This is a genomic window from Streptomyces sp. NPDC033221, from assembly GCF_055577005.1.
The window spans coordinates 42,160-62,587 of record NZ_JBVIQN010000032.1; the positions used below are offsets into that span (position 1 = coordinate 42,160).

General features: G+C 68.9%; 16 protein-coding genes and 1 pseudogene. 8 read left to right on the plus strand and 9 right to left on the minus strand.

From position 1 onward, the window contains the following. Positions 1 to 116: 116 nt before the first annotated feature. Both ACZ53K_RS32330 and ACZ53K_RS32335 read left to right on the plus strand, forming a co-directional pair. A pseudogene (locus tag ACZ53K_RS32330) lies at positions 117 to 329 on the plus strand (helix-turn-helix domain-containing protein); the annotation flags it as partial. A gap of 60 nt (positions 330 to 389) precedes the next feature. Beyond that, positions 390 to 1,478, plus strand: coding sequence for a tyrosine-type recombinase/integrase (locus tag ACZ53K_RS32335; RefSeq protein ID WP_468843791.1), 1,089 nt, complete (start codon positions 390 to 392; stop codon positions 1,476 to 1,478). Between the two features lie 752 nt (positions 1,479 to 2,230). Here ACZ53K_RS32335 and ACZ53K_RS32340 read toward each other — a convergent pair. The 9 genes from ACZ53K_RS32340 to ACZ53K_RS32380 form a co-directional block, all read right to left on the minus strand. Then, positions 2,231 to 2,875, minus strand: a complete 645-nt coding sequence (locus tag ACZ53K_RS32340; protein WP_468843689.1) for a DUF6461 domain-containing protein — start codon at positions 2,873 to 2,875, stop codon at positions 2,231 to 2,233. Between the two features lie 382 nt (positions 2,876 to 3,257). Beyond that, positions 3,258 to 5,261 carry a hypothetical protein gene (locus ACZ53K_RS32345; protein WP_468843692.1) on the minus strand — a complete coding sequence of 668 codons (2,004 nt, stop codon included), beginning with the start codon at positions 5,259 to 5,261 and terminating at the stop codon, positions 3,258 to 3,260. A 281-nt stretch (positions 5,262 to 5,542) separates the two neighbouring features. Beyond that, a complete protein-coding gene (locus tag ACZ53K_RS32350) occupies positions 5,543 to 5,905 on the minus strand; it encodes a hypothetical protein (RefSeq protein WP_468843695.1) in 363 nt (120 codons plus the stop codon). Positions 5,906 to 6,764: 859 nt separating this feature from the next. Continuing rightward, positions 6,765 to 7,337: a YbaK/EbsC family protein gene (locus tag ACZ53K_RS32355; protein ID WP_468843697.1), complete on the minus strand. Its 573-nt coding sequence runs from the start codon at positions 7,335 to 7,337 to the stop codon at positions 6,765 to 6,767. Then, positions 7,334 to 8,143, minus strand: a complete 810-nt coding sequence (locus ACZ53K_RS32360; RefSeq protein ID WP_468843700.1) for a 2OG-Fe(II)-dependent halogenase WelO5 family protein — start codon at positions 8,141 to 8,143, stop codon at positions 7,334 to 7,336. Before ACZ53K_RS32360 ends, ACZ53K_RS32355 begins: the two co-directional genes overlap by 4 nt. Next, positions 8,130 to 8,900, minus strand: a complete 771-nt coding sequence (locus tag ACZ53K_RS32365) for a class II glutamine amidotransferase (protein WP_468843702.1) — start codon at positions 8,898 to 8,900, stop codon at positions 8,130 to 8,132. The genes ACZ53K_RS32360 and ACZ53K_RS32365 overlap by 14 nt, the downstream gene beginning before the upstream one ends. A gap of 6 nt (positions 8,901 to 8,906) precedes the next feature. Then, entirely contained in the window at positions 8,907 to 10,259 is a 1,353-nt protein-coding gene (locus ACZ53K_RS32370; protein WP_468843705.1) for an ATP-grasp domain-containing protein, read from the minus strand. Next, positions 10,256 to 11,782 (minus strand): PqqD family protein, encoded by a 1,527-nt coding sequence (locus ACZ53K_RS32375; RefSeq protein WP_468843707.1) that lies wholly within the window; start codon positions 11,780 to 11,782, stop codon positions 10,256 to 10,258. The genes ACZ53K_RS32370 and ACZ53K_RS32375 overlap by 4 nt, the downstream gene beginning before the upstream one ends. 436 nt (positions 11,783 to 12,218) lie before the next feature. Next, positions 12,219 to 13,148, minus strand: coding sequence for a LysR family transcriptional regulator (locus ACZ53K_RS32380; protein ID WP_468843710.1), 930 nt, complete (start codon positions 13,146 to 13,148; stop codon positions 12,219 to 12,221). 104 nt (positions 13,149 to 13,252) lie between these two features. On the opposite strand from ACZ53K_RS32380, the gene ACZ53K_RS32385 reads away from it, so the two are divergent. From ACZ53K_RS32385 to asnB, 6 genes are all read left to right on the plus strand, one after another. After that, a complete protein-coding gene (locus ACZ53K_RS32385; RefSeq protein ID WP_468843712.1) occupies positions 13,253 to 14,164 on the plus strand; it encodes an EamA family transporter in 912 nt (303 codons plus the stop codon). Positions 14,165 to 14,325: 161 nt separating this feature from the next. After that, a complete protein-coding gene (locus ACZ53K_RS32390) occupies positions 14,326 to 14,718 on the plus strand; it encodes a hypothetical protein (RefSeq protein ID WP_468843715.1) in 393 nt (130 codons plus the stop codon). Positions 14,719 to 14,722: 4 nt separating this feature from the next. Next, positions 14,723 to 15,736, plus strand: coding sequence for a helix-turn-helix domain-containing protein (locus tag ACZ53K_RS32395; RefSeq protein WP_468843716.1), 1,014 nt, complete (start codon positions 14,723 to 14,725; stop codon positions 15,734 to 15,736). A gap of 234 nt (positions 15,737 to 15,970) precedes the next feature. Further along, complete coding sequence (locus ACZ53K_RS32400) at positions 15,971 to 17,206, plus strand: multidrug effflux MFS transporter (protein ID WP_468843717.1); 1,236 nt, start codon at positions 15,971 to 15,973, stop codon at positions 17,204 to 17,206. Positions 17,207 to 17,251: 45 nt separating this feature from the next. After that, entirely contained in the window at positions 17,252 to 18,472 is a 1,221-nt protein-coding gene (locus tag ACZ53K_RS32405; protein ID WP_468843719.1) for a cytochrome P450, read from the plus strand. A 109-nt stretch (positions 18,473 to 18,581) separates the two neighbouring features. Continuing rightward, a complete protein-coding gene (asnB, locus tag ACZ53K_RS32410; RefSeq protein WP_468843720.1) occupies positions 18,582 to 20,408 on the plus strand; it encodes an asparagine synthase (glutamine-hydrolyzing) in 1,827 nt (608 codons plus the stop codon). Positions 20,409 to 20,428 lie beyond the last annotated feature (20 nt).

The following is a 20,428-nucleotide window of genomic DNA, read 5'->3' on the forward strand; positions in this document are numbered from 1 at the left end:
GGTCGATGACGCGCGGAGCGCGGTCAACTGCTCATGACGGGGCTAGTTGACCGCCTTGGACCGCCGGTGGTCCAGCTGCCGACTCGCTGGGCGCCCATTAACTTCGCCTCGAGGTCTTCTTCATGCCTGCACGCTTGCTGTCCGTCCCCGCCGTCGCCGCGGCCCTGGACGTCGACCGCCGCACCGTCTATCGCTTCATCGCGGCCGGCGACCTGCCTGTTATCGACCTCCGTACTGGACCAGGCCGGTCCCGTGTACGGGTTCCAGCGGCTGGCCTCGATGAGTTCATCAGCCGCCGCACCGTCGCACAGCCGACCGCCCGCCGCTGACCCCGGCCCTCGCGGCCTCCGTCATCACCGAACAAGGAGTAGAACCTGTACCTCCGCAAGCTGAAGTCCGGCAAGTGGCAGGCGACCGTACGCAACCGGACCGGAGACCGGTTCAGCGAGACCTTTCCCCTCAAGGCGCAGGCGCGCGCCTGGGGCACCGAGACGGAAACACAGCTCTCCCGGGGCGCCCTACGCGACCCCCGGGCCAGCGCCACGTCATTCCGTGAATGGCACGACCGCTGGTGGAAGGCGCGCATCGTGGAGCCCACCACCCTGCGTGGCGACGCCTCCAGCATCAAGAACCATGTGCTGCCCTACTGGTCCGACTGGGAGATGCGGGCCATCACCCGCATGGACATCCAAACCTGGATCCGCACCCTGGTCGAAAACGGCACCGGAGCCGCCGCGATCCAGCGGGCCTACAACCTGACGTCGTCCATCATGCGCGCGGCTGTCGACGACGATGTGCTGGCGGTGAGCCCGTGCCGCAGAATCGATCTGCCTCCGGTCGCGGTCAAGCCGCCCCAGTGGTTCACGTTCGACCAGGCCCAGAACATCCTCGACGAACTTCCCACCGAATGGCGGACGATGTGCCTGCTCGGGTTCTACACCGGCCTGCGCTGGGGCGAGCTTTCCGGCCTGCACCGCCACCGCATCGACGAGCGCCGCTCACGGCTGTTCGTGGTGGAGGTCAACACCAAAAGCGGCATCAAGGAGTACCCCAAGAGCTCCAAGAGCCGTCGGGAAGTCCCGCTGCCGCCCCACGTCCTGGAGGCCCTCGCACGTTTCATCCACCGCCTCGACCGTGACGCGCTGGTGTTCACCACCATCACCAAGGGACGTGCCGGACGTCGCCTCGACGACGGCAATTGGCGACGCCAGACCTGGTGGCCGGCCGTCGGCAACGCCTACTACTTCGACACCGACGGCGAACAGCAACCCGTCCCGCTCTACCCGCCGCACTCCATGCGCCACACCTGTGCCTCGTGGCTGGTCCAGCAGGGCGTCTCCCTCTACGAGGTCCAGCACCTCCTCGGCCACGAGAGCTTCCAGACCACACAGCGCTACGCGCACCTGCAGCCGGACGCGCACAAGGCCGTCCTCAGTGCCTGGCAGCGCCTGGAAGCGCCACTGACCATCGCCGCATAAGCGTTTCTCCGTCCCGTCCCGTCCCGGCCCGGCCCCCGGCCCCGCACCCGCGGGCGGGGCGGGGCGGGGCGGAGACAGGTGTACTCGCGCCCGTAGGAGCGGCGAGTAGATCGCCCGCTCGTGGGGTCTCCTCGCGCCTGGCCCAGCTCGCCACCGGCAGCCCCTGGGGCACCTGCACCCCCGCCCTCGGCTCCACGCCCAGCATCGCCTCCAAGGCTCTGACCCGCCTCGGCCCCAGTCTGCAGTTGGCCGCGCCGTGACCCGGCTTCGAAGGCCCCACCGGCCAGATCGCCGACCGCCCGGAGGCCGCCCCCGACCGTACCAACTACGGCCGACGCAGCCGCGCCTTGGCCACCTGGGCCACGCCCAGCCGAGCATGGCCTTATGACGCCGGGCTCGCGTGTTGCGGCTGGCGTATTCCTCGTTGCGGTCGGTTATGAAGTCACCCTGTGTGGTCGCCATGGGCGTATCGGCGGTGGCGACGCGCAGGGGGTAGCCCTGGCCGAGCCGTACGGTCACGCCTTGGTCGAGCATGCCCCGCTCGGTGGGCTCCTGTTTCGGTGCCGGCCACTACCGCGCTATCCCAGACTGCGCGACGACAGCCGCTGTGTGAGCACGTCTGCGACCGGAGGTGTGATCCCCGTCGGTGTCCAGCTGCGGCATACGGGCGGTGATCAGGCTGGGGCACGCCCGCGGTGGGGTGGGCGATCGGACCGCATCGGGTCCATCCCTCCGGACAGGCCCATTCAGGCTTACCAAGATGAGGGGGGCGAGGTGCGGGTGACGACGGAAGGAAGTTGCCCGCTTTCGAGCACCTGCCGCGACAGGGCCAGACCGAAATGCTCACCAATGGCCTGCAGAGCCCTGCGCTTGGCTTCGTGAGGCGATAGTTCCTCGTCGTCGCCGAGCAGGTCTTCGAGGGAGTCTTCCGGCGCGATGGCCCCGACGGCTTCCAGGGCCGGGCGCAGCAGGTCGGGCTGGGCGCCGCTGGGGTAGTAGCCGGCGCCCAGCTCGAAGTGCAGCTGCAGCTCGCCATCGGCGAGGTAGCGGAAGAAGGAGGGCGGGTCGTCCGGCCGCGGGTCGAAGATCAGGATCTCGGCACCGTATCGGGAGACTGCTGGATCGAGAGCCCACCCTTCGCTGCCTCCGGACTCCACGATGAACGACCAATCGCCGCTTTGGCCGAGGCGGCCGACGCAGTAGATCTGTGCAAGGTCGACCAGGGCGGATGCTTCCCGGCCGGAGAGGGCGGCACCGATCTCGACAGGTTCGTGGTCGGATATGCGTTCGGCGAGCTGCTGGGGGCTGAGGCCGCGGGCGCAGGTGATGTAGAGGTCGCGGGCGTTCAGGTGGGTGCCGTGCCAGGCGTCGGCGATCCAGGCAAGATCTTCGGGCACTGCTGGTTCCCTCTGTTCGTGACGTAGAGCGGGTGGGGCACAGCGTAGAACGTGTGCTGTGCCCCGCCGGCGGTCAGTAATCGGTCAGGGTGGCTCTATCGACGTCACACGACAGCAGTTGTCGAAGACCTCGGGAGGCGCTCACCGCGCCCGAATCTCGATGTGGACGAGAACGGGAGGCACCCGCTGGCACTCGGCAACGGCGGGACGACGGCCGCCACCTACGCCCGTAGCCAGCGCTTTTGTCCCGGGCACCGGACGAGCGGCACACGGCGTCTCACCGGTCGGCACCGAGCTGCTGCCCGTAGCCATCGATAGTCGACGCGGGCAGCGCCTCCCGAACTGCCCGAGAAACGCTGCTTCTCGTCATCGACAGAGCCAGTCAGGGCTTGGGAATCGTGCAGGCTACGGTCGCCTTGGATGCGTTGCAGTGCGTGAACTGCGGGAAGTCCACCCAGTACGGGTCCTTGTCCAGCAGCCGGTACTTGCCTGAGAAGCCCGAGCTGAAGGCCCCGCCCATCGAGGTGGAGTTGATCCAGCCCGACATGGCCGAGCGGCCGCATACTTCCTTCCAGGTCGGAGCAGCTTGACGGATGTCGTCGTACAGGTGCCATTCGCCTTGCTTGACGCGGGTGGCATAGGTTTGTGCGCAGTCGTTGCCGGTGTCGACCTCGTTCATGCCGCCGATGCCGGAGGGCATGCCGCCGGAGTTGTAGCTGGACGCGTAGGCGAACTCGTCGCAGGATGCTGTGTCGCCGGTGATGATCTCGGGGACGGCGGTGGCGTCAGGGTTGCCGTAGGTGGCTGCCCAGCCGTCGGGGCAGATCACCTTGCGGTTGTCGTCAGGGTTGCGGCCGGGGGCGTTCTTGTCCTTGGCGGGCAGGAAGAACATCGGCTTGTTGGCGGCCTTGCTGCCGGGGTGGTTGGGCAGCTTGGACTGGATCAGCCACGCGTGCGCGACGGCCGGCGGAGTCTTGGCGAAGTTCATCACCCACGTGGGGATGTACTTGTAGAAGGCGCAGCCCGGCGTGGTGGAGGCGATCGTTTCGCAGCGGATCTGCGCGCCGGCGGCCTGCCAGCGGGTTGCGGCCGGGTTCGCCACCGGCGAGTAGGCCGTGATCTTCGTGGACAGGTCAAGCAGGTCGACGCTGTCTGCCGGAGTCCAGGTGTGATTGACCTTTCCGATCGCGTTGTGTGAGATCGGGTCCGCACCTGTCCACTCCAAAGCGCCGTCCCAAGCCTGCGGGCCGTTCGAGCATTTGTCGGCCGTGAGGCAGTCGAACTGCACGTCGAGCGTGACCGAGACGAATTTCGGGTCGACTTCCACCGGCACGAGGATGAGCTGCTGCGTGAACGTCCCGGCGTTTCCAGAAAGCTTTATCTCCTGGCCGACGGCCCATGAGGCGTTCAGGATCTCCCCGGTGGGCTTGCCGTCCTTCACAACGATGCCTTTGTACTCGTATGTGAAGCCCGATATGCATGCCTCGTACCGCTTGATGTGCGAGCTGTAGCGCTCGCACCAGTCGACCAGATGGGGCAGACTTGAACGCGCCTGCTCGGCGAGCGACTGGCGCGCGCTCTTGCTGACGCCGGGCACGATCCGTGAGCACGGCTGGATCCCGGTCTTCGGGTTGATTTTGCCGCAGTCCCAGTCTGATTGGGGGCTGAGACCGGTGGGCGGTTCTGCCGGGGGCACCGATGTCATGGTCGGCTGAGGGATCTTCTGGGGCTCTTGGAAGTCGTCCTGATTGACGACTGGAGCATTCTTGTTCGGCTCGGGCAGCTTGATGTCCACCGCCCGGCCGCGGGTGTGGAACTTCGCCCAGGACGACCATTGGGTCTCGTACAGGGCACCGTCGTAGGCGCTGGTGCGGAAGGCGTAGGTGGTGTTCGGCTTCAGGTCCCCGTACCTGATGGTGACGTTCGCCGTTCCGCCGGACGCCACGAAGTCGGACACCACCACGCCGTAGGCGGCGGGTTTGCCGGTGTCGGGGTTGGTGAGCTGGACCTGGGTTTTCGGGTTGCCGCTGGCGTCGGTGGTGTAGACCTGGAAGGACAGGTTAGCCGCGTCGCCGTCCGCGTCGGTCACGGTGTTGCGCAGGGTGACGTTAGTGCGGTTGGCCTGCCAGATGCCGGCAGAGTCCTTGGTGAACGTGGGACCGGCCTGGAGATTCTTGCCCGACACCGGTCGGCTGCCCCCGCCTGGAGCGGCAAGCGCGTTGGCTTCCGGTCCCGCTGCGGGAGTCGCCGATGGCGGCGCGGTGATCCCCGGATGCGGATCTACCGTAGTTGAGGTGGCGGAAGCGTTCGTTGGTGTGGCGAAGGGGACGATGGCCAGGAGCGCCACGCCGATGGCGGCGCGAGATATGAAACGGGAGCCAGTCATCCACTGTCTGGTTCTATGCACGAAGACTCGCATCCTTCTCGTAGGATCCTTCAAACCTCTGTGCGAATCGCGCTCAAGGCGAGGATCTTACGGTGGGGACGGGCCGGACCTCAGCAACAGCAGCACGTATTGACCGAAGGTCGTCCGATGCTTGTCCGGTTACCACTGGAACTGAAGTGACTCGAAGTGTAAAGAGCGCAGGGAATCTGGCGGCCGGAGCATGCACACGAAGGGTGGACGCCTCGGAACTGCGCCCGGCAGGGCCGGGTAGAAGGCATCTCTTATGGTGATGAAGGCCCACTCGCCTTAACTGGGCACTTGGACTCGCGCCATTTTGGGGTGGCTTCGCCGGTGAGACGGCGGGTCATGAGGTCGATCATCGCGAGCTGGATCATGGCTTCGGAGTGGTGCGGGTGGGAGCGGCTGCCCGGTGGGCGGGAGACAGGCTCGACGTCGTTGCCGAGCCGGGCGCCGTGGTCGACGGCGGTGGTGCGGTAGCCGGCGTCCACCCACGCCTTGGTCACGCGTGTATGGGCGGCGGAGACCTGGGACAGCAGGGTCACCTCGGCCGCGGTGTCGGACACGCTGGCCGCGGTGCCCAGCACGGCCAGCAGCAGGCCGAGGGGGCGCAGTCGAGCTGGCACCTGCGGCCGATGATCCGTTTGCCCGGATCGAACCCGCGCGAGGCCCGGCCCACGGTCTCCGCGGCCTTGACCGACTGGCTGTGCAAACGGAAGCAGGGCGGTGCTCGACTGCACGCCGTCCGTGGACGCGCATATGGAGCGGCGGGCCGAAATGGAGTTACATCCCCGGCTGGGCCCCGGCCCTGTGTCCGTGGGTGGCCGCGTGTGCACGACCCCGCGGCAGCGTCCTTCGACGAGTAGCAAGTCGGCCTGGCGCAACCCCGCCGGCCCCTGGAGCGCGAAGTCCTCACGGGCATCGATGTCTCAGTGCACTTCCACGCGCACCACGCTGGAACCGTCCCCCGCGCGACAGGGGGCCCGCCTGAGTGGGCCGCCGCCATCGCGGGGCTCGTCGTCTCCAACCTCCTGGTGGGCACTGATAGAGACACGGCCGTCCGCGCCGACAAGGCCATACCTCATCGACTCCGCCCAGACGACTACCTACTGACACATCTCAGTGCAGAACCGCTCACGTCTCGTGGCAGAGTCAACTGCCATCTCCATGGCAGACGACACGGTGTGAAGCGAGGCGGTTTCGAAGGCGTACGGCGGCCGTGACGCTCGTTTGACGCTCCGGACCTTCGGCAACCTGCCTCATGGGCCAAGAAACGGCACCTGACCTGCACCTTTCCTGGCCGTTGGCCGAGGCGACACGATTCCGGTTACGCATCATGTGGAGTGCGTGATGACCTTGGAGAAGGCTGCCAGGGGAGCCTGAACTGCGGTTCCACGCGTGTGTGTGAGGCACAACGCGGGCCTCGCGACGGACCCACGGGCGGCAGGAGCGCTCCTGCCGCCCACAGGCCGGCCTTCACCTGGCTCAGGCGGATGCCACCTCCGGCAAAGGCTCCGCGATGGATGTCACCCGTGGCTGGGCGAGGCGCTGGTAGTCCTCCGTATCCAGGGACAGGGACAGGTGCAGTTCGCCCGCGTTGAAGAAGATTTCACGGTGCTCCAACAAGTCCGGGTCGACGACCAGTTCCAGTGTGGGGTCGAAGGAGAACGGGACGATGGAGCCGCTGACGCAGCCGGTCAGGCGTTCTGCGGTGGGTGGGTCGGCGAAGGAGACGTGGCGGGCTTCGTACAGTTCTTTGAGGCGGTCCAGGTTGACTCGCCGGTCGCCGGGGACGACGGCCAGGGCGTAGCGGGAGGTCTTCTTGGTGACCTTGATGCGTATGACGATGCACTTCGCCGCCTGGTTCAAGGCGTTTCCGCGCAGCGTGCTGACCACGTCGGTACGGCCCTCCGGGGCGTGTTCGAGTAGTCGGTGGCGTGCTTGTGCGTCTTGGAGAAGGGTCAGCAGGCGGTCCGTTACCGTGCCGGGTGTGCCGGCCGGTTGCGGGGAGGAAACAGTCTGTACGGGGGTGTCGAGCGGCGGTGTCGGTGCCGTCATCCCCACACCGCCGCGGACCGGAACGCGTCGTCGCCGAAGCCCATGAAGAAGCCCATGGTGAGCCGGTCGTTGCCGCTGACCCGCTCGATGGAGTGGTACTGCATCGGGTTGATCAGGTAGACGTCCCCGGTCTGCGGCTTGAACGCGTGGCAGGGGGTGCCGTCGACCACGGCCTCGTCGTACCCGAGGCCGTTCTGGATCTTGTACGTCTCGTCGGCGGGCTCCCAGGGCTTGCGGTACATCCGCAGTTCGCCGCCCTCGTCGCACTCCTGCAGGCAGACCACGCAGCTCAGCTGGTATGCGAGGTCGGTGAGGGCGATGCCGGTGCCCTGGGCGTCCCGCATGATGTTGTCGTTGTGCAGCGGGTTGCGGACGCCGTCGGCGTGGATGCGTACGACCGACGCCGCGTACTCGCGGCCGTCCGGTTCCTGTGCCACCGACACCGCGTCGAGGCCGAAGGCGTCCCGCAGCCCGGCGCGCACCCGGTCGGCGAGGTCGAAGCCGGCGGTGTCCAGCATGTCCTTGGCCTCGCCGGCGGCCTGGAAGTAGCCGTCCAGGTCCTGCAGGTACTTCGCCAGGTAGGGGCCGATGGTGGTGAGGGCGCCGTTGGCGTAGCTCGTGGTGGAGGCGTTGGCGAAGAGCTTGCCGATGCGGGTCCGGTTGTCGGCGAAGGTCTCGGCGGACAGCAGGTTGCGCAGCACGACCACGGCGGTCTCGCCGTGGGCCAGCCGGCGCAGCAGATCGGCGTCCGGGCGCTCGGTGGCGGCGTCGACGACGACGCGGGTCCAGGTGTCAGTCGTGGGCATGGGCCGGGGCTCCTTCGAGGTCATAACGGTTGCGGGGGGTCAGGCCCGTGGTCCACGGGATCTCCGTGACGGTGTCCGGCTTCAGCGGCTCCCAGTGGACCGCGGGGGCGAGGTCCGGGATCACCTCCGAGGCGATCACCGTGCAGCGCTCGGTCCGCAGCCGGAACATGCCGAAGTACCGCGGTGAGACGGTGTCCGGAGAGGTCCAGTGGATGACGTAGGCGGAGTAGGGGTTCACCGCGATGGCGTTGCCCGAACTCCCGCCCCTGGGGATGGCGTTGAGCCGTTCGAGGGTCTTCGCCTCGTCCAGTCGGCGGGCGCCTTCGGGCACGATGTAGTCGAAGTACTCCTGGGAGTCGAACTCCGATTCCTCCATGCCGAGGAGACGGTGCACCGTCGGCAGGAAGCCGTTGTGCATGAACAGCCAGGGGAAGGGACCGCCGCCGCGTTCCAGGGGGTGGGTGAAGTGCGGGCCGTGGTTCTTGGCCAGGGTGGCGTGGCGCGCGTGCACGGCCAGGAAGTCGGTGGAGATGCCGGGTAGCGGCGATTCGTGGAGACTCTCCGTGAGCGGGCGTACGTCCCGATGTCGCCCCAGGCCGTACGGCGCGTCGTCCTGGCGCCACACCGCGCCCCAACCGTTGGGATGCACATCGGTGGGACCGTCGTGGTCGGCGGTACGGCCACAGCTCATCGCCTCGGCTGCGGCAAGGATGTCCATGGCGCGGAAGTCCCCTGCGGCAACGATGAGTCGGCACATGGAAGGTCAGCCTCGCAATCGGTGGGCAACGAGTGAATGAAGCAGTGCGGGGATCCGGTCGCCGGGGCTGCCGCTGATGACGACCCGGCCGGCCGCGCCGGTGTGCCGGGCGAGGTCGGAAGCGAGTACGGGCAGATCTTCCGCGGGGAGCGCGGCGGGGTCCGGCGGTGCCGCGGCGCGTTGGATCTCGACCGTTACTCCCGGTTCCCGGAGGGCTTCGGCTGCCGTCAGTTCGTGCTCCGACACGGCTGAGACCTGGCCGGCTGCTGCGATGCCAGTGGGGGTGGTGGCGTTTGTGATGTTCGGGGAGGTTGTGTTGTCTGTGGTCGTGGGCTTCGGGGCGCACGGGGCCGACGGCCGTGCCGGTGTCGCCTCGCCCAGGTGGGTACGGAAGGCCAGGTCCGCCCAGTCGGCACCGGTGGCCTTGGCGACCAGTGCCACCAGGCCTCCTCCGGAGAGCCGGAAGCCCATCTCCACGAAGGCCGGGCCGGCCGGGCCCTGGATGATGTCGACGTGGAAGGGCCCTGCGCGGTAGCCGGTGGCGTTCAGGCAGGCTTGTGCGAGTTCGTGCAGCGCGGGTGGGGCGCTGTCGCCGGGCCTGGCCACATGGCCCACCTCGCGGAAGCCCGACAGGCCGGACTCGCCGGGTACCTCTTCCAGGCAGGTGAGCTTCTCGCACACGCTCAGCAGCACGGCGCTGCCCTCGTGGGCGACGCCCTGAAGGGACAGTTCGGGGCCCTTGACGAACTCCTCCGCCACGATGCCCGAGAACGCGCCACCCCCGTAATTGTCGAGAGCGCGGACTCGCTCCACGGCGCGGCGGCGCTCTGCGGCACCGTCCACGAGCAGTACGCCGAGCCCACCGCCACCGTCCGCCGGCTTGACCACCTGCGGGAAGCCGAGCTGGTCCGCCGCGTCCCCGTCGTCGGGGGTCAGGGACAGGAAGCGGGGCTGGGCCACCTGCGGAGCGTTGCGCAGCAGGGCCTCGCGCTGTTCGCGCTTGTCCAGTGGCCGGAAATCGGCGCCGGCGTCCGGCCACGGTGCCACGCGCAGTGCGCGGGCCAGGGCGAACCCGGCGTACACATAGCGTTCGAACCCGGTCAGAACGAGTGCGGGTGCGACCGCGGCGGTGGTTAGCGCCGCGCGGATGGCGTCCGGGTCCTGCGGGCGGTCCACCGCCACCTCGACATCGAATTCCCGCCGCCCGAGCAGCCTGCGCCAGCGCAGGTACGCGGGTGTCTCCACCAGCACCGCCCGCATGCCGCGGCGGCGGGCGCAGTCGAGGTACGGGTCCAGGCCGTCGCGGGTGGCGCCTACTTGTACGAAGTCCCCCGGGGGGCTGCCGGCCGTCACGGTCACCGGCCGGAGAGCAGCTCGGGCACCACGGGGCCGTCGGCACTGTGCCGGGTGTGCACCACTTGCTTGTGCGGGTCGCCTTCGAGGATGGCGTCGATGAGTTCGCCGCCGGCGGGGGTGAGGCTCGGGAGCCGGAGCGAGCTGGTGTACAGCACCTGGAGTTGCGGCAGCGTTAAACCGCTGCTCTTCTCCAGGCGTTCGGCGACCGGGGCGGCCTCCCCGTCCGTCGCCGGGACCGTACCGTCCAGGAGCCCGTGCACGAGCTGGATGTGGGGGAGGAGGTCCGGCTGCTCGGCGGCGAGGTACGTCTCCAGGTTCGTGCCCTTCTCCGTGAACGGCGCGTGGACCATGGCGACGAGCTGCTCTTCGGTGAAGCCGTACGCCTGTGCGGCATAGGCGTCCATGGCCGCCCGCATCCGGTCGGCCCGGCCCTCGTAGCGCTCCCGCATCATCTCCACGAGCTGCGGCGGGAACTCCTTCTTGTGCATGAGGGAGATGGCGAACTCGACGTAGCCGGCCAGGCCTTCGGCGTACGTCTGGCCGTAACGGTGCTCGCACTTGAGGGCGCGCAGGTGCGCCATCAGCGCGGGGTTGCCGCAGTCGGACTCGGTGAAGCTGAAGGCGATGTCGTCGAAGCGGAAGCCCAGGTGGTCCGTGAGCAGCTCCCAGTGGTCGCCGGAGGCGTACGCCGTGTCGTCGTAGATCGAGAAGAACTGCAGGCCGGTGCGGACGTCGGTGGTGATCGCGTGCTCGGCGACGACGTCCGGCGCGTCGGGGCCGTGGATGTCGGCGAAGTACGCCTGCGAGATGTTGTTGAGCGAGGCGAGGAAGCCCTGGAAGCCGGTGCGCATGTCGCGCGGCGGCTGCAGCCCGAACTGGCGGGCGAGCCGGGTGACCCACAGGTAGTAGTCCCGCTGTTCCCGCTGGGAGTCGCCGGTGATGATCAGGTCGACGCCGCCGCCGTACCCCGCCGCCAGGCCGAAGGAGTTGACCATGCTCAGGTTGCAGGCGTTGCAGAACGTCGGGCGGGCGTCGGCGGCCGTGCGGTGGCCGGTCATCAGGATGTCGAGGCGGTTGCGGCCCACGACGTCGTCCGTCTGCGGCAGCGTGGCGTCGAAGGTCCGCACCTGCTGCCCGTCGATCAGCAGCAGCTCGCAGTCGGGGTCGTTCAGCAGGCGCAGGGCGCGGTAGGCGCGGTCGATGTTGTCCATCACGGCCTGCGGCATGCCCGCGTGCCGGTTGGTGGCGACCCGCATCCGGAACGTCGCGCCGTGCTCCTGGGAGAGGATGAGCTGCATCGTCCGGACGAAGGCGAGCGTGTACGAGCTGTCCTTGCCGCCGCCGTAGGCCACCAGGACGACGTTCCGGGAGAGCTGCTCCTTGTCGGGGAGGGCTTCGTACAGGCGTCCCGCGCAGCGGACGGCGCCTTCGTAGTTCTCCGCGGACAGGACGGTTCGCAGCTCATGGAGGGCCGAGGCGTGGTCGGGGCCCGCCGAGCGTTTAGACATGGACGCGTCAATTGCCATGGCAGACAAGTACCTCTTTCAACCGAACAGGGGTGGGCCGGTGCCGGAGAGGCGCGCGGCGCGCGGAGACGGGGCCGGTGGGCCCGGGGTGCGCAGGAAGACAGGGAAAGGGCAGCGGGCGGGCTGCCCCGGCCGGTGGTCAGTACTCCGGAAGAAGGGAATTCAACTCAGCGCGGCCGGGTGTCCGTGCGGGAAATGCCCGACGGTGTGCCGACGGATCCGCCGGTGTGTTGTGGAGGCATCCGATCAGCCGTACATGAGAAAGGAAAACCCATCCGGAACTTCCCCCCGCCCGGAAACTTCAGCGCCTACGGACTTCGCTGTCCGGGGATACTCTTGATCACCGTTAATAGCGTTGTCAATCAACTGGTTCCAAAAAGTGGGCCAGCCGGCCGGTCGTCAAATCCTGAACATCATGGCGTGACCGGCCCGGCGTTCACACGGTTTCGCGGGCCTCCCGGGCGGTTTCCCGGCCCGGGAAGCGCCCGCGCAGCGCCGCCAGCGCGACGTGGACGGCGGGCCTGCGGTCGGCCTGGGAGCGCCAGACGGCCGAGAGGCGGCGGGCGGGCGTGGGCCGCATCGGGACGACGCGGACGGTGGGCGGCAGGACTCCGCGGCCGAGTCGCGGCAGCATCGTGACACCCAAACCGGCGGCCAGCAGCGCTATTTGGGACTCGTATTCCTCTATTTGATAGGGAATGTCTGGTTCGATGCCCAGGTCGGCATAGGAACGCATCAGCCACTCATGGCACATGGCCCCGGAGGCCTGCCCGATCCACCGCTCTTTCCGCAGGTCGTACGGGGTCACCGCGTCCCGGTCGGCGAGCGGGTGCCCGGCGGGCAGGGCGACGTCGGCGATGTCCTCACCCAGTTCGGCGACGGACAGCGAGGCGGGCAGCGTCAGCGGAGTGTTGTGCCAGTCGTGCACCACCGCGAGATCCGCCTCACCCCGTACCACCAGGCTGATGGCGCGGTTGGGGTCGGACTCCACCAACCGGCAGGCCAGGGCCGGGTGGCGTCCGACCAGGTCGGCGAGCGCGGCGGCCGCGAAGCCGCGGCAGGCCGTGGGGAACGCGGCGAGCACCAGCCGCCCCGTGGGCTGGTCGCGCTGTTCCTCCAGGCGTGAACGGGTCCGCTCCAGTACGGCCACGACCTCGTCCGTCGCCTCCGCCAGCAGCCAGGCCGCGGGCGTGAGCTCCACCTTGCCGCCCTGCCGGTCGAGCAGTTCGGAGCCGGTCTCGCGCTCCAGCTTGGCGATCTGCTGGGAGACGGCGGACGGCGTGTAGCCCAGGGCGGCGGCCGCACCCGTCACCGAACCGTGGGTGGCCACGGCGCGCAGCGCCCGCAGGCGATTGAGGTCGAACATGAAGCGATGCTAATACCCCACCTTCAGAAACCTTCGCTGGCCGTTGTGGACGGCGACTGCTGTGATGGAACATCCCGAAGGAGCGCTGCCCAGGAGCCATTGGCATGAAGCCCGCACACGTCGTCTTGGCGGTGATCGTCGCCGCCGTATGGGGCGCGAACTTTGTCGTGATCGACGTGGGGCTGCGCGATTTCCCGCCGCTTCTCTTCTCCGCCGTACGATTTCTCCTCGCCGCGCTGCCCGCGGTCTTCTTCGTCGGGCGGCCGAGAGTCGCCTGGCGCTGGGTGATTGCGGTCGGCGTCGCACTCGGCATCATGAAATTCGGGATGCTGTTCGTCGGAATGCACGCGGGGCTGCCTCCGGGGCTGGCCTCTCTGGTGCTCCAGGGGCAGGCGGTGTTCACCGTGCTGTTCGCCGCGGTACTGCTGAAGGAGCGCGCCCGGCGGGCCCAGGTCGTCGGCATGGCCATCGCCGCGGTGGGCATCGTGCTGGCCGGGCTGGACTCGACAGCCGGCACACTGGCCGGTTTCCTGCTGGTCGTGGGTGCGGCGGCGTGCTGGGGACTGTCGAACATCGCGATGCGCAAGGCGAGTCCGCCGGACACCTTCCGGTTCATGGTCTGGGTGAGCGTCGTACCGCCCATCCCGCTCGCGCTCATCTCCATCCCCTTCGAAGGCTGGGACGCGGACCTGCGGGCTCTGCAGAACCTGAACCTCAGCGGAGTGGGCGCCGCGCTGTACGTGGCGTGGGGAGCGACGCTGTTCGGATTCGCCGCCTGGGGATACCTCCTGCGGACCTATGACGCGCCCACCGTCGCCCCGTTCTCGTTGCTCGTCCCGGTCTTCGGCCTGGCGTCCGCCTGGGTGTTCCAGGGTGAGCGCATGACCGTACTGACGTCCTGGGCCACGGCGCTGGTCATCGCCGGCATCGCGGTCGGAATGCTGCGCCGGCGCCGTACGGAGAATCCGGTCGTGTCCGAGTCCGAGCGATCGGCCGTACCGGCCGCGGCGCCCTGAGGTCCGGCGCCGAGCCCCTCTCCGGTTTAGTCAAGGTTTAGTAAAAGGCGCTGGTCAGAGTGTTGCTTGTGTAGGAAATCCCTGTGGACCGGTCTATGCGCATCCCCGCGAACGCGCGTCTACGTCGAGCGCCGGCGACAGCGCGGAGCGAGGGGTGACGGATGCGGCGAAGCTGGGTGGTTGTGGCGGCCTGGGTCATAGTGGTGGCCACGGCCCGGGGTGGCGGGGGGAACGGCGAGACCGCGGCTGCTCCGAGTGATCCGGCGCAGGTGTCGGGGGAGATCACGGTGCTGACCAATCGCACCGATCAGCTGGCCGACGGCACGCTGGAGAAGTACGCGGCCGAGTTCGGCACGGTGTACCCGCGAGTCAAGGTCGAGTTCGAAGGGCTGACCGACTATGAGGGGGAAACCAAGATCCGGATGAACACCGAGAACTACGGTGACGTCCTGTTGATCCCCAACTCCCTCTCCGTGGAGCGGTACCCCCTCTTCTTCGCTGCCGCGCGTACACCCGCAGCGCGTGTGCAAGGCGGCGCGGCGGAGCTAACCTGATCATGTGACCCGGGTTCACCAGCTTGCCGGCTCGGCCGGTACCTCCGCATTCGACGCGACCCACGCGGCCTACTTCGCGTCGATCGCGCAGGCCGAGGAGGGCCGCGACGGTACCGTCCGGCACCGGCTCCGGCCGGAGATCGGAGACGGCACGATCGAGGTGACGGCGTTGCGGAGCGGGTTCCACATCGTCCGCTACGACGTCGCGTTCGCCGGAGGGCACCAGGTCAATTTCGCCTTCCCGGACGACCACTTCGAGCTGGAGCACTGCGTCGACGGGCGGATGCGCATCAGCGAGAACAGCACCGGCGCCGGTGCCCTGCAAGCCCGTTCGGTGTCGCTGAGCCCCCGGTGCCCCACCGACGGCGTGGTCGAGCACGGGGACGGTGAGCGGTACCGCGCGGTGTCGGTCACCGGGACCTGGACCGGGCTGGAGTCCTACCTCGGCGGGCTCGGTGCCGGTGTGCTGCCGGCCATCGGGCCGGAGAAGGTCGCGCGTGAGCGGTATTTGGGCCGGTCCGTCGCGTTGCGCCCGGCGGCCGGGCCGCTGGAGGAGATCTTCCTGCACCGGCGTTCGTCCCCGGGGCGCCTGTTGTTCATGGAGTCGCGGCTGGTGGCGGCGCTGGGCGCGCTGATCGACGGGCTCACGGCCACTGTGCCGCCCACGGACGCGCGCGAACCCGCCCTGGAGGAGCATGAGGTGGACGCGTTGCGCCGTGTCCCCGAGCTGCTCTGGCGGGCACGGCACGCGCCGCCGTCGCTGGCCGAGCTGGCCCGCGCGTCGTCGATGTCGGTCCGGCGCCTCACCACCGGTTTCCGTGTGCTGTACGGCACTTCGGTGATGGAGTACCACCGGCGTCGCTGCCTCGACCGGGCGGCGGCCCTGCTCGTCGAGACCGACTGGCCGGTGGCCCGGATCGGGCACGAGGTCGGTTATGCCTCGCCCAGCAATTTCGGCTACGCGTTCCGGCGCGACCGGGGCACCACGCCCGCACGGTTCAGGCGGGCGCACTCCTGACCCGTGGACGCGCGGGTGGCCGGCACCGCGCTCCACATCGGCGGGCCCGGCGCTCCACACCGCTGAGCGGCTCCGTTGCCGAAGATGGTGCAGGTAGCGGTCGCACCGGCCGACCTGTCGCCGCCCGGCGGACCTCCGATGCTCCCGTCGTGCGGCCATGCCATCAGCAAAAAAAGTAAGGGTAGCCTTGCCTAACTTCCCCGGCATCCTTCAGGAATCCTCGGATGGAGAGCGATGACCGTCAGCATCGAATCCGCGCCCCCGCGGACCGGAGCGGCGCGACTCATCATCGTCCTCGGCGGACTCTCGGCGGTGTCGCCGTTCGCCATCGACATGTACGCGCCCGGCTTCCCCGAGATCGTCACCGCCTTCGGCACCTCTAAAACGGCCGTCCAGGCCTCCCTGACGGCCTGCCTCATCGGGCTCGCCGTCGGCCAGATCGTGCTCGGCCCGGTCAGCGACGCGATGGGGCGGCGACGCCTGCTCCTGGCCGGCTCCGGGCTGTTCACCGTGTTCTCCCTGGTCTGCGCGATCGCCCCGACCATCGCCGTGTTCGACGCGGCCCGGCTGCTGCAGGGGATCGCCGGCAGCGCGGGGATCGTCATCGGACGGGCGGTCGTCAGCGACCTGTTCACCGGCGCCCACGCGGCCCGCCAGCTGACCACGCTGAGCGTCATCGGATCGACCGCGCCGGTGCTGGCGCCGGTGGCCGGCGGCCTCATCCTCGGCGTCGCCTCGTGGCGGCTGGTGTTCGTGGCGCTGGCCGCGACCGGGCTACTGCTGATGACCGCGATCCGGGCGTGGGTCCCCGAATCGCTGCCCGTCGAACAGCGCCGGACCGGTGGCCTGCGGCCCGCGTTCGCCGCGATGGGCGGCCTGCTGCGCCGCCGCGAAATGGTCGGCTACCTCCTCGTCATGGGCCTCGGACTGGGCGCCCTGTTCGCCTACATCACCGGCTCGCCGTTCGTTTTCGAGGGCACCTACGGCTTGTCGCCCACGCAGTACAGCCTCGTCTTCGCCACCAACGCCGTCGGCACCGTGGTGACCGGCACGATCTTCGGACGGCTGGCCGGGCGGGTACGGCTGAACTCCCTGCTGGCCCTCGGCGTGGTCATCACCGTGCTGTCCCTGGCCACGCTGGTGGCGCTGCTCGCCCTCGGCGTCGACACGTTCCCCACCACGTGGGCCTGCCTGTTCGGCCTGACGTCCGGCTTCGGGCTGCTGCTGCCCGCGGCGACCACCATCACCCTCGCGGTCGGCGGCGATTCCCCCGGAGCCGCTTCCGGGCTGCTCGGCGGCGCCCAGTTCGTGCTCGGTGCCGCGGCCGCGCCGCTGCCCGGGGCGCTGGGCAACACCACCGCCATGTCGACGGCCGTCGTGGTGCTGGGGTGTGTGGTCCTCTCCGCGATCGCCCTGGTCGTGCTCGCCCGGCCGTGGCAGGGCCACGGTGAGCCGGCCCGCCAGTCCTGAGTGTTCGGCACCGTGTCCCACGACGTACCCGAGAAGGGAAGTCCCGTGACCAGTACGGAAAGTGTCCCGACGGCCCAGGCGCAGAAGCTGGAAATCGCCCGTGGCTGTCCCTACGCACCGAACGCACAGCACCTCGCATTCCAGCAGCAGGGCCGCCCCGTCAAGGTCACGCTGGCGTCCTTGCCGCCCGGCGCGCCGGTCTGGGCGGTGAGCAGCCACGCCGATATCCGCACCATGCTGATCGACGAACGGTTCAGCGCCGACCGGCAGCAGCAGGGTTTCCCGTTCCAGGTCGACGGGCAGCCGGGCAATTTCCGCCGGACGATGATTTCCATGGACGGCCCGGAGCACCGGGACGCGCGCCGCGCGGTGACCGGGGAATTCACCTTGAAGCGCATGCGGGCCCTGCAGCCGCGCATTCAGCAGATCGTGGACGGCTGTATCGACGCGATGCTGGCCGGCCCGAAACCGGCGGATCTGGTCAGTGCGCTGTCGCTGCCCGTTCCCTCTCTGGTGATCTGCGAGCAGCTCGGTGTGCCGTACGACGGGCACGAGTTCTTCCAGTCCCGTTCGCACACGCTGCTGCTGCGCGGCGCTTCGGCCGAAGAACGGCTGCGGGCGCTCGACGAACTCCTGGAATTCCTCGGAGACCTCATCTCGAAGAAGGAGGCCGACCCGACCGACGATCTGCTCGGCCGCCAGATCGTGCGGCTGCGCGCAGAGGGCACATACCGGCACGAGGACCTGGCCCGTATGGCGTTCCTGCTCCTGGTCGCCGGGCACGAGACCACCGCGAACATGATCTCGCTGGGCGCCATGGTGCTGGTCGACCGCCCGGCCGACGCGGACGCCCTGCGCGCGGACCCGAGCCGGATTCCGGTCGCCGTGGAGGAGCTGCTGCGCTACTTCACCATCGCCGAGTTCATTCCCACGCGGGTGGCGACCGAGGATGTCGAACTCGGCGGTTCCCTCATCAAGGCAGGGGACGTCCTGGTCGCGCTCTGCAATGTGGCCAACCGCGACCCCGAGGTGTTTCCCGGTGGGGACGAACTGGACCTGACGCGCGGTGCCCGTCACCAACTGGCCTTCGGGTTCGGCGCACACCAGTGCCTCGGGCAGAACCTCGCCCGGATGGAGCTGGAGATCGTCTACTCGACGCTGCTGCGGCGCATCCCCACCCTGCGCTCCGCGATACCGACCGCGGAACTGCCGTTCAAGCACGACGCGGACATCTACGGAATTCACGAATTCCCCGTCACCTGGTGATGCGCGGGCGCCCAGCCGCCCCGACCTTGTATTTCCGTACCCCCCCACGCGCATACCTGCACAGAACATGGTGACCAACTCAACTTTTACCGAGGAGAGTGACGATTTCATGTGTGGCATCACGGGCTGGGTGGATTTCGAACGGGACATGAGCGGCGCGCGGGGCGTGCTGCGGGACATGGCCGACACGATGGCCTGCCGCGGGCCGGACGCGCAGGGGTACTGGACGGACACCAGGGCCGGCTTCGGCCACCGGCGCCTCGCGGTGATCGACCTCCCGGGCGGTGCCCAGCCGATGACCGCTGAGCAGGACGGCCGGACCGCGGCGGCCATCACGTACAGCGGCGAGGTGTACAACTACCGCGAGCTGCGCGCGGAGCTGGGCACACTCGGGCACCGGTTCCGCACCGAAAGCGATACCGAAGTCGTCCTGCGCGCCTACCTGCAGTGGGGCGCGGCCATGGTGGACAAGCTGAACGGGATGTTCGCGTTCGCGGTCTGGGACGCCCGCAGCGAGGAACTGGTACTCGTACGCGACCGGCTCGGCATCAAACCGCTGTACTACTACCCGACCGAGCGCGGGCTGCTGTTCGGCTCGGAGGCCAAAGCGATCCTCGCGCATCCCGACGTGCGTCCGGTCGTGGACCAGGACGGTCTGCGCGAACTGCTGTCGGGCGTCAAGACGCCGGAGCACGCGATCTTCCAGGGCATGTACGAACTCCGCCCCGGCCATCTGCTCCGCTTCGGCCGCACGGGACTGCGTATCCGGCGGTACTGGGCGCTCGAAGCCCGCGACCACACCGATGATCTGGACACGACCGTACGGACGGTGCGCGAGCTGCTCGAAGACATCGTCGAGCGCCAGCTCATCGCCGATGTCCCGCTGTGCACCCTGCTCTCCGGCGGGCTCGACTCCAGCGTGGTGACCGCCCTGGCCGCCCGTTCGCTCGCCGCGCGCGGAGCCGGTCCGGTGCGCTCCTTCTCCGTCGACTTCGCCGACAACGAGCGTGATTTCACCGCGAACGTGGTGCACCACTCCCCGGACGCCCCGTTCGCCGCCGAGATGGCCCGGCACGTGGCCGCCGACCACACCAACCTGGTGATCGGCCTGGACGAACTCACCGACCCGCGCACCCGCGCCATGGTGCCCAAGGCGCACGACGCTCCCGCCGCGCTGCTCGGCGACGGCTGCGCCTCGCTGTATCTGCTGTTCCGGGCCATCCGCGAACGCTCGACCGTGGCCCTGTCCGGGGAGGCGGCCGATGAACTGTTCGGCGGCTACGGGTGGTTCCACGCCCCCGAGCTGCGGGATGCGGACACCTTCCCCTGGGTGGCCGCCGGGTACGACCTGATCCCGACGCTCTCCGGACTGATGGACCCGGACCTGATCGCCGAGCTGGACGTCGCTGAGTACCGCGCCCAGCGGTACGCCGAAGCGCTGGCCGAAGTGCCCGTACTGCCCGGTGAGGACGCGGCGGCACGGCGGATGCGCGAGCTGCACTACCTCGCCGTCACCCGCTTCGTGCCGTTCATGCTCGACCGGAAGGACCGGATGAGCATGGCGGTCGGCCTGGAGGTGCGGGTGCCGTTCTGCGACCACCGGCTGGTCGAGTACGCCTTCAACGTCCCCTGGTCGATGAAGTTCTTCGACGGGAAGGAGAAGAGCCTGCTGCGGGCGGCCACCCGCGACCTGCTCCCGGAGAGCATCGTGGAGCGCAAGAAGAGCGCGTACCCGATCAGCCACGACCCGCGCTACGACAGTGCGCTGCGCGCCGAGTTCGACCGGCTCGCCGCCGACCCCGGCGCGCCGGTGCACGCCTTCGTCGACCGCGGTGGTGCCCCCGGGAAACGTGCGGACGGCTGGCCGTCCCGTACCGGACTGGAGTTCATGGTGCAGCTCAACAGCTGGCTGGAGCACCACGAACTCAAGCTCTGACGCCGGGCCCGCGCCGGCCG

Bases quoted from the DNA above. Each gene is read 5' to 3' on its own strand.
- ACZ53K_RS32345 (WP_468843692.1), bottom strand. From the start codon at position 5,261: ATGACTGGCTCCCGTTTCATATCTCGCGCCGCCATCGGCGTGGCGCTC.
- ACZ53K_RS32355 (WP_468843697.1), bottom strand. From the start codon at position 7,337: ATGACGGCACCGACACCGCCGCTCGACACCCCCGTACAGACTGTTTCC.
- ACZ53K_RS32360 (WP_468843700.1), bottom strand. From the start codon at position 8,143: ATGCCCACGACTGACACCTGGACCCGCGTCGTCGTCGACGCCGCCACC.
- ACZ53K_RS32365 (WP_468843702.1), bottom strand. From the start codon at position 8,900: ATGTGCCGACTCATCGTTGCCGCAGGGGACTTCCGCGCCATGGACATC.
- ACZ53K_RS32375 (WP_468843707.1), bottom strand. From the start codon at position 11,782: ATGGCAATTGACGCGTCCATGTCTAAACGCTCGGCGGGCCCCGACCAC.
- ACZ53K_RS32380 (WP_468843710.1), bottom strand. From the start codon at position 13,148: ATGTTCGACCTCAATCGCCTGCGGGCGCTGCGCGCCGTGGCCACCCAC.
- ACZ53K_RS32385 (WP_468843712.1), top strand. From the start codon at position 13,253: ATGAAGCCCGCACACGTCGTCTTGGCGGTGATCGTCGCCGCCGTATGG.
- ACZ53K_RS32390 (WP_468843715.1), top strand. From the start codon at position 14,326: ATGCGGCGAAGCTGGGTGGTTGTGGCGGCCTGGGTCATAGTGGTGGCC.
- ACZ53K_RS32400 (WP_468843717.1), top strand. From the start codon at position 15,971: ATGACCGTCAGCATCGAATCCGCGCCCCCGCGGACCGGAGCGGCGCGA.
- asnB (WP_468843720.1), top strand. From the start codon at position 18,582: ATGTGTGGCATCACGGGCTGGGTGGATTTCGAACGGGACATGAGCGGC.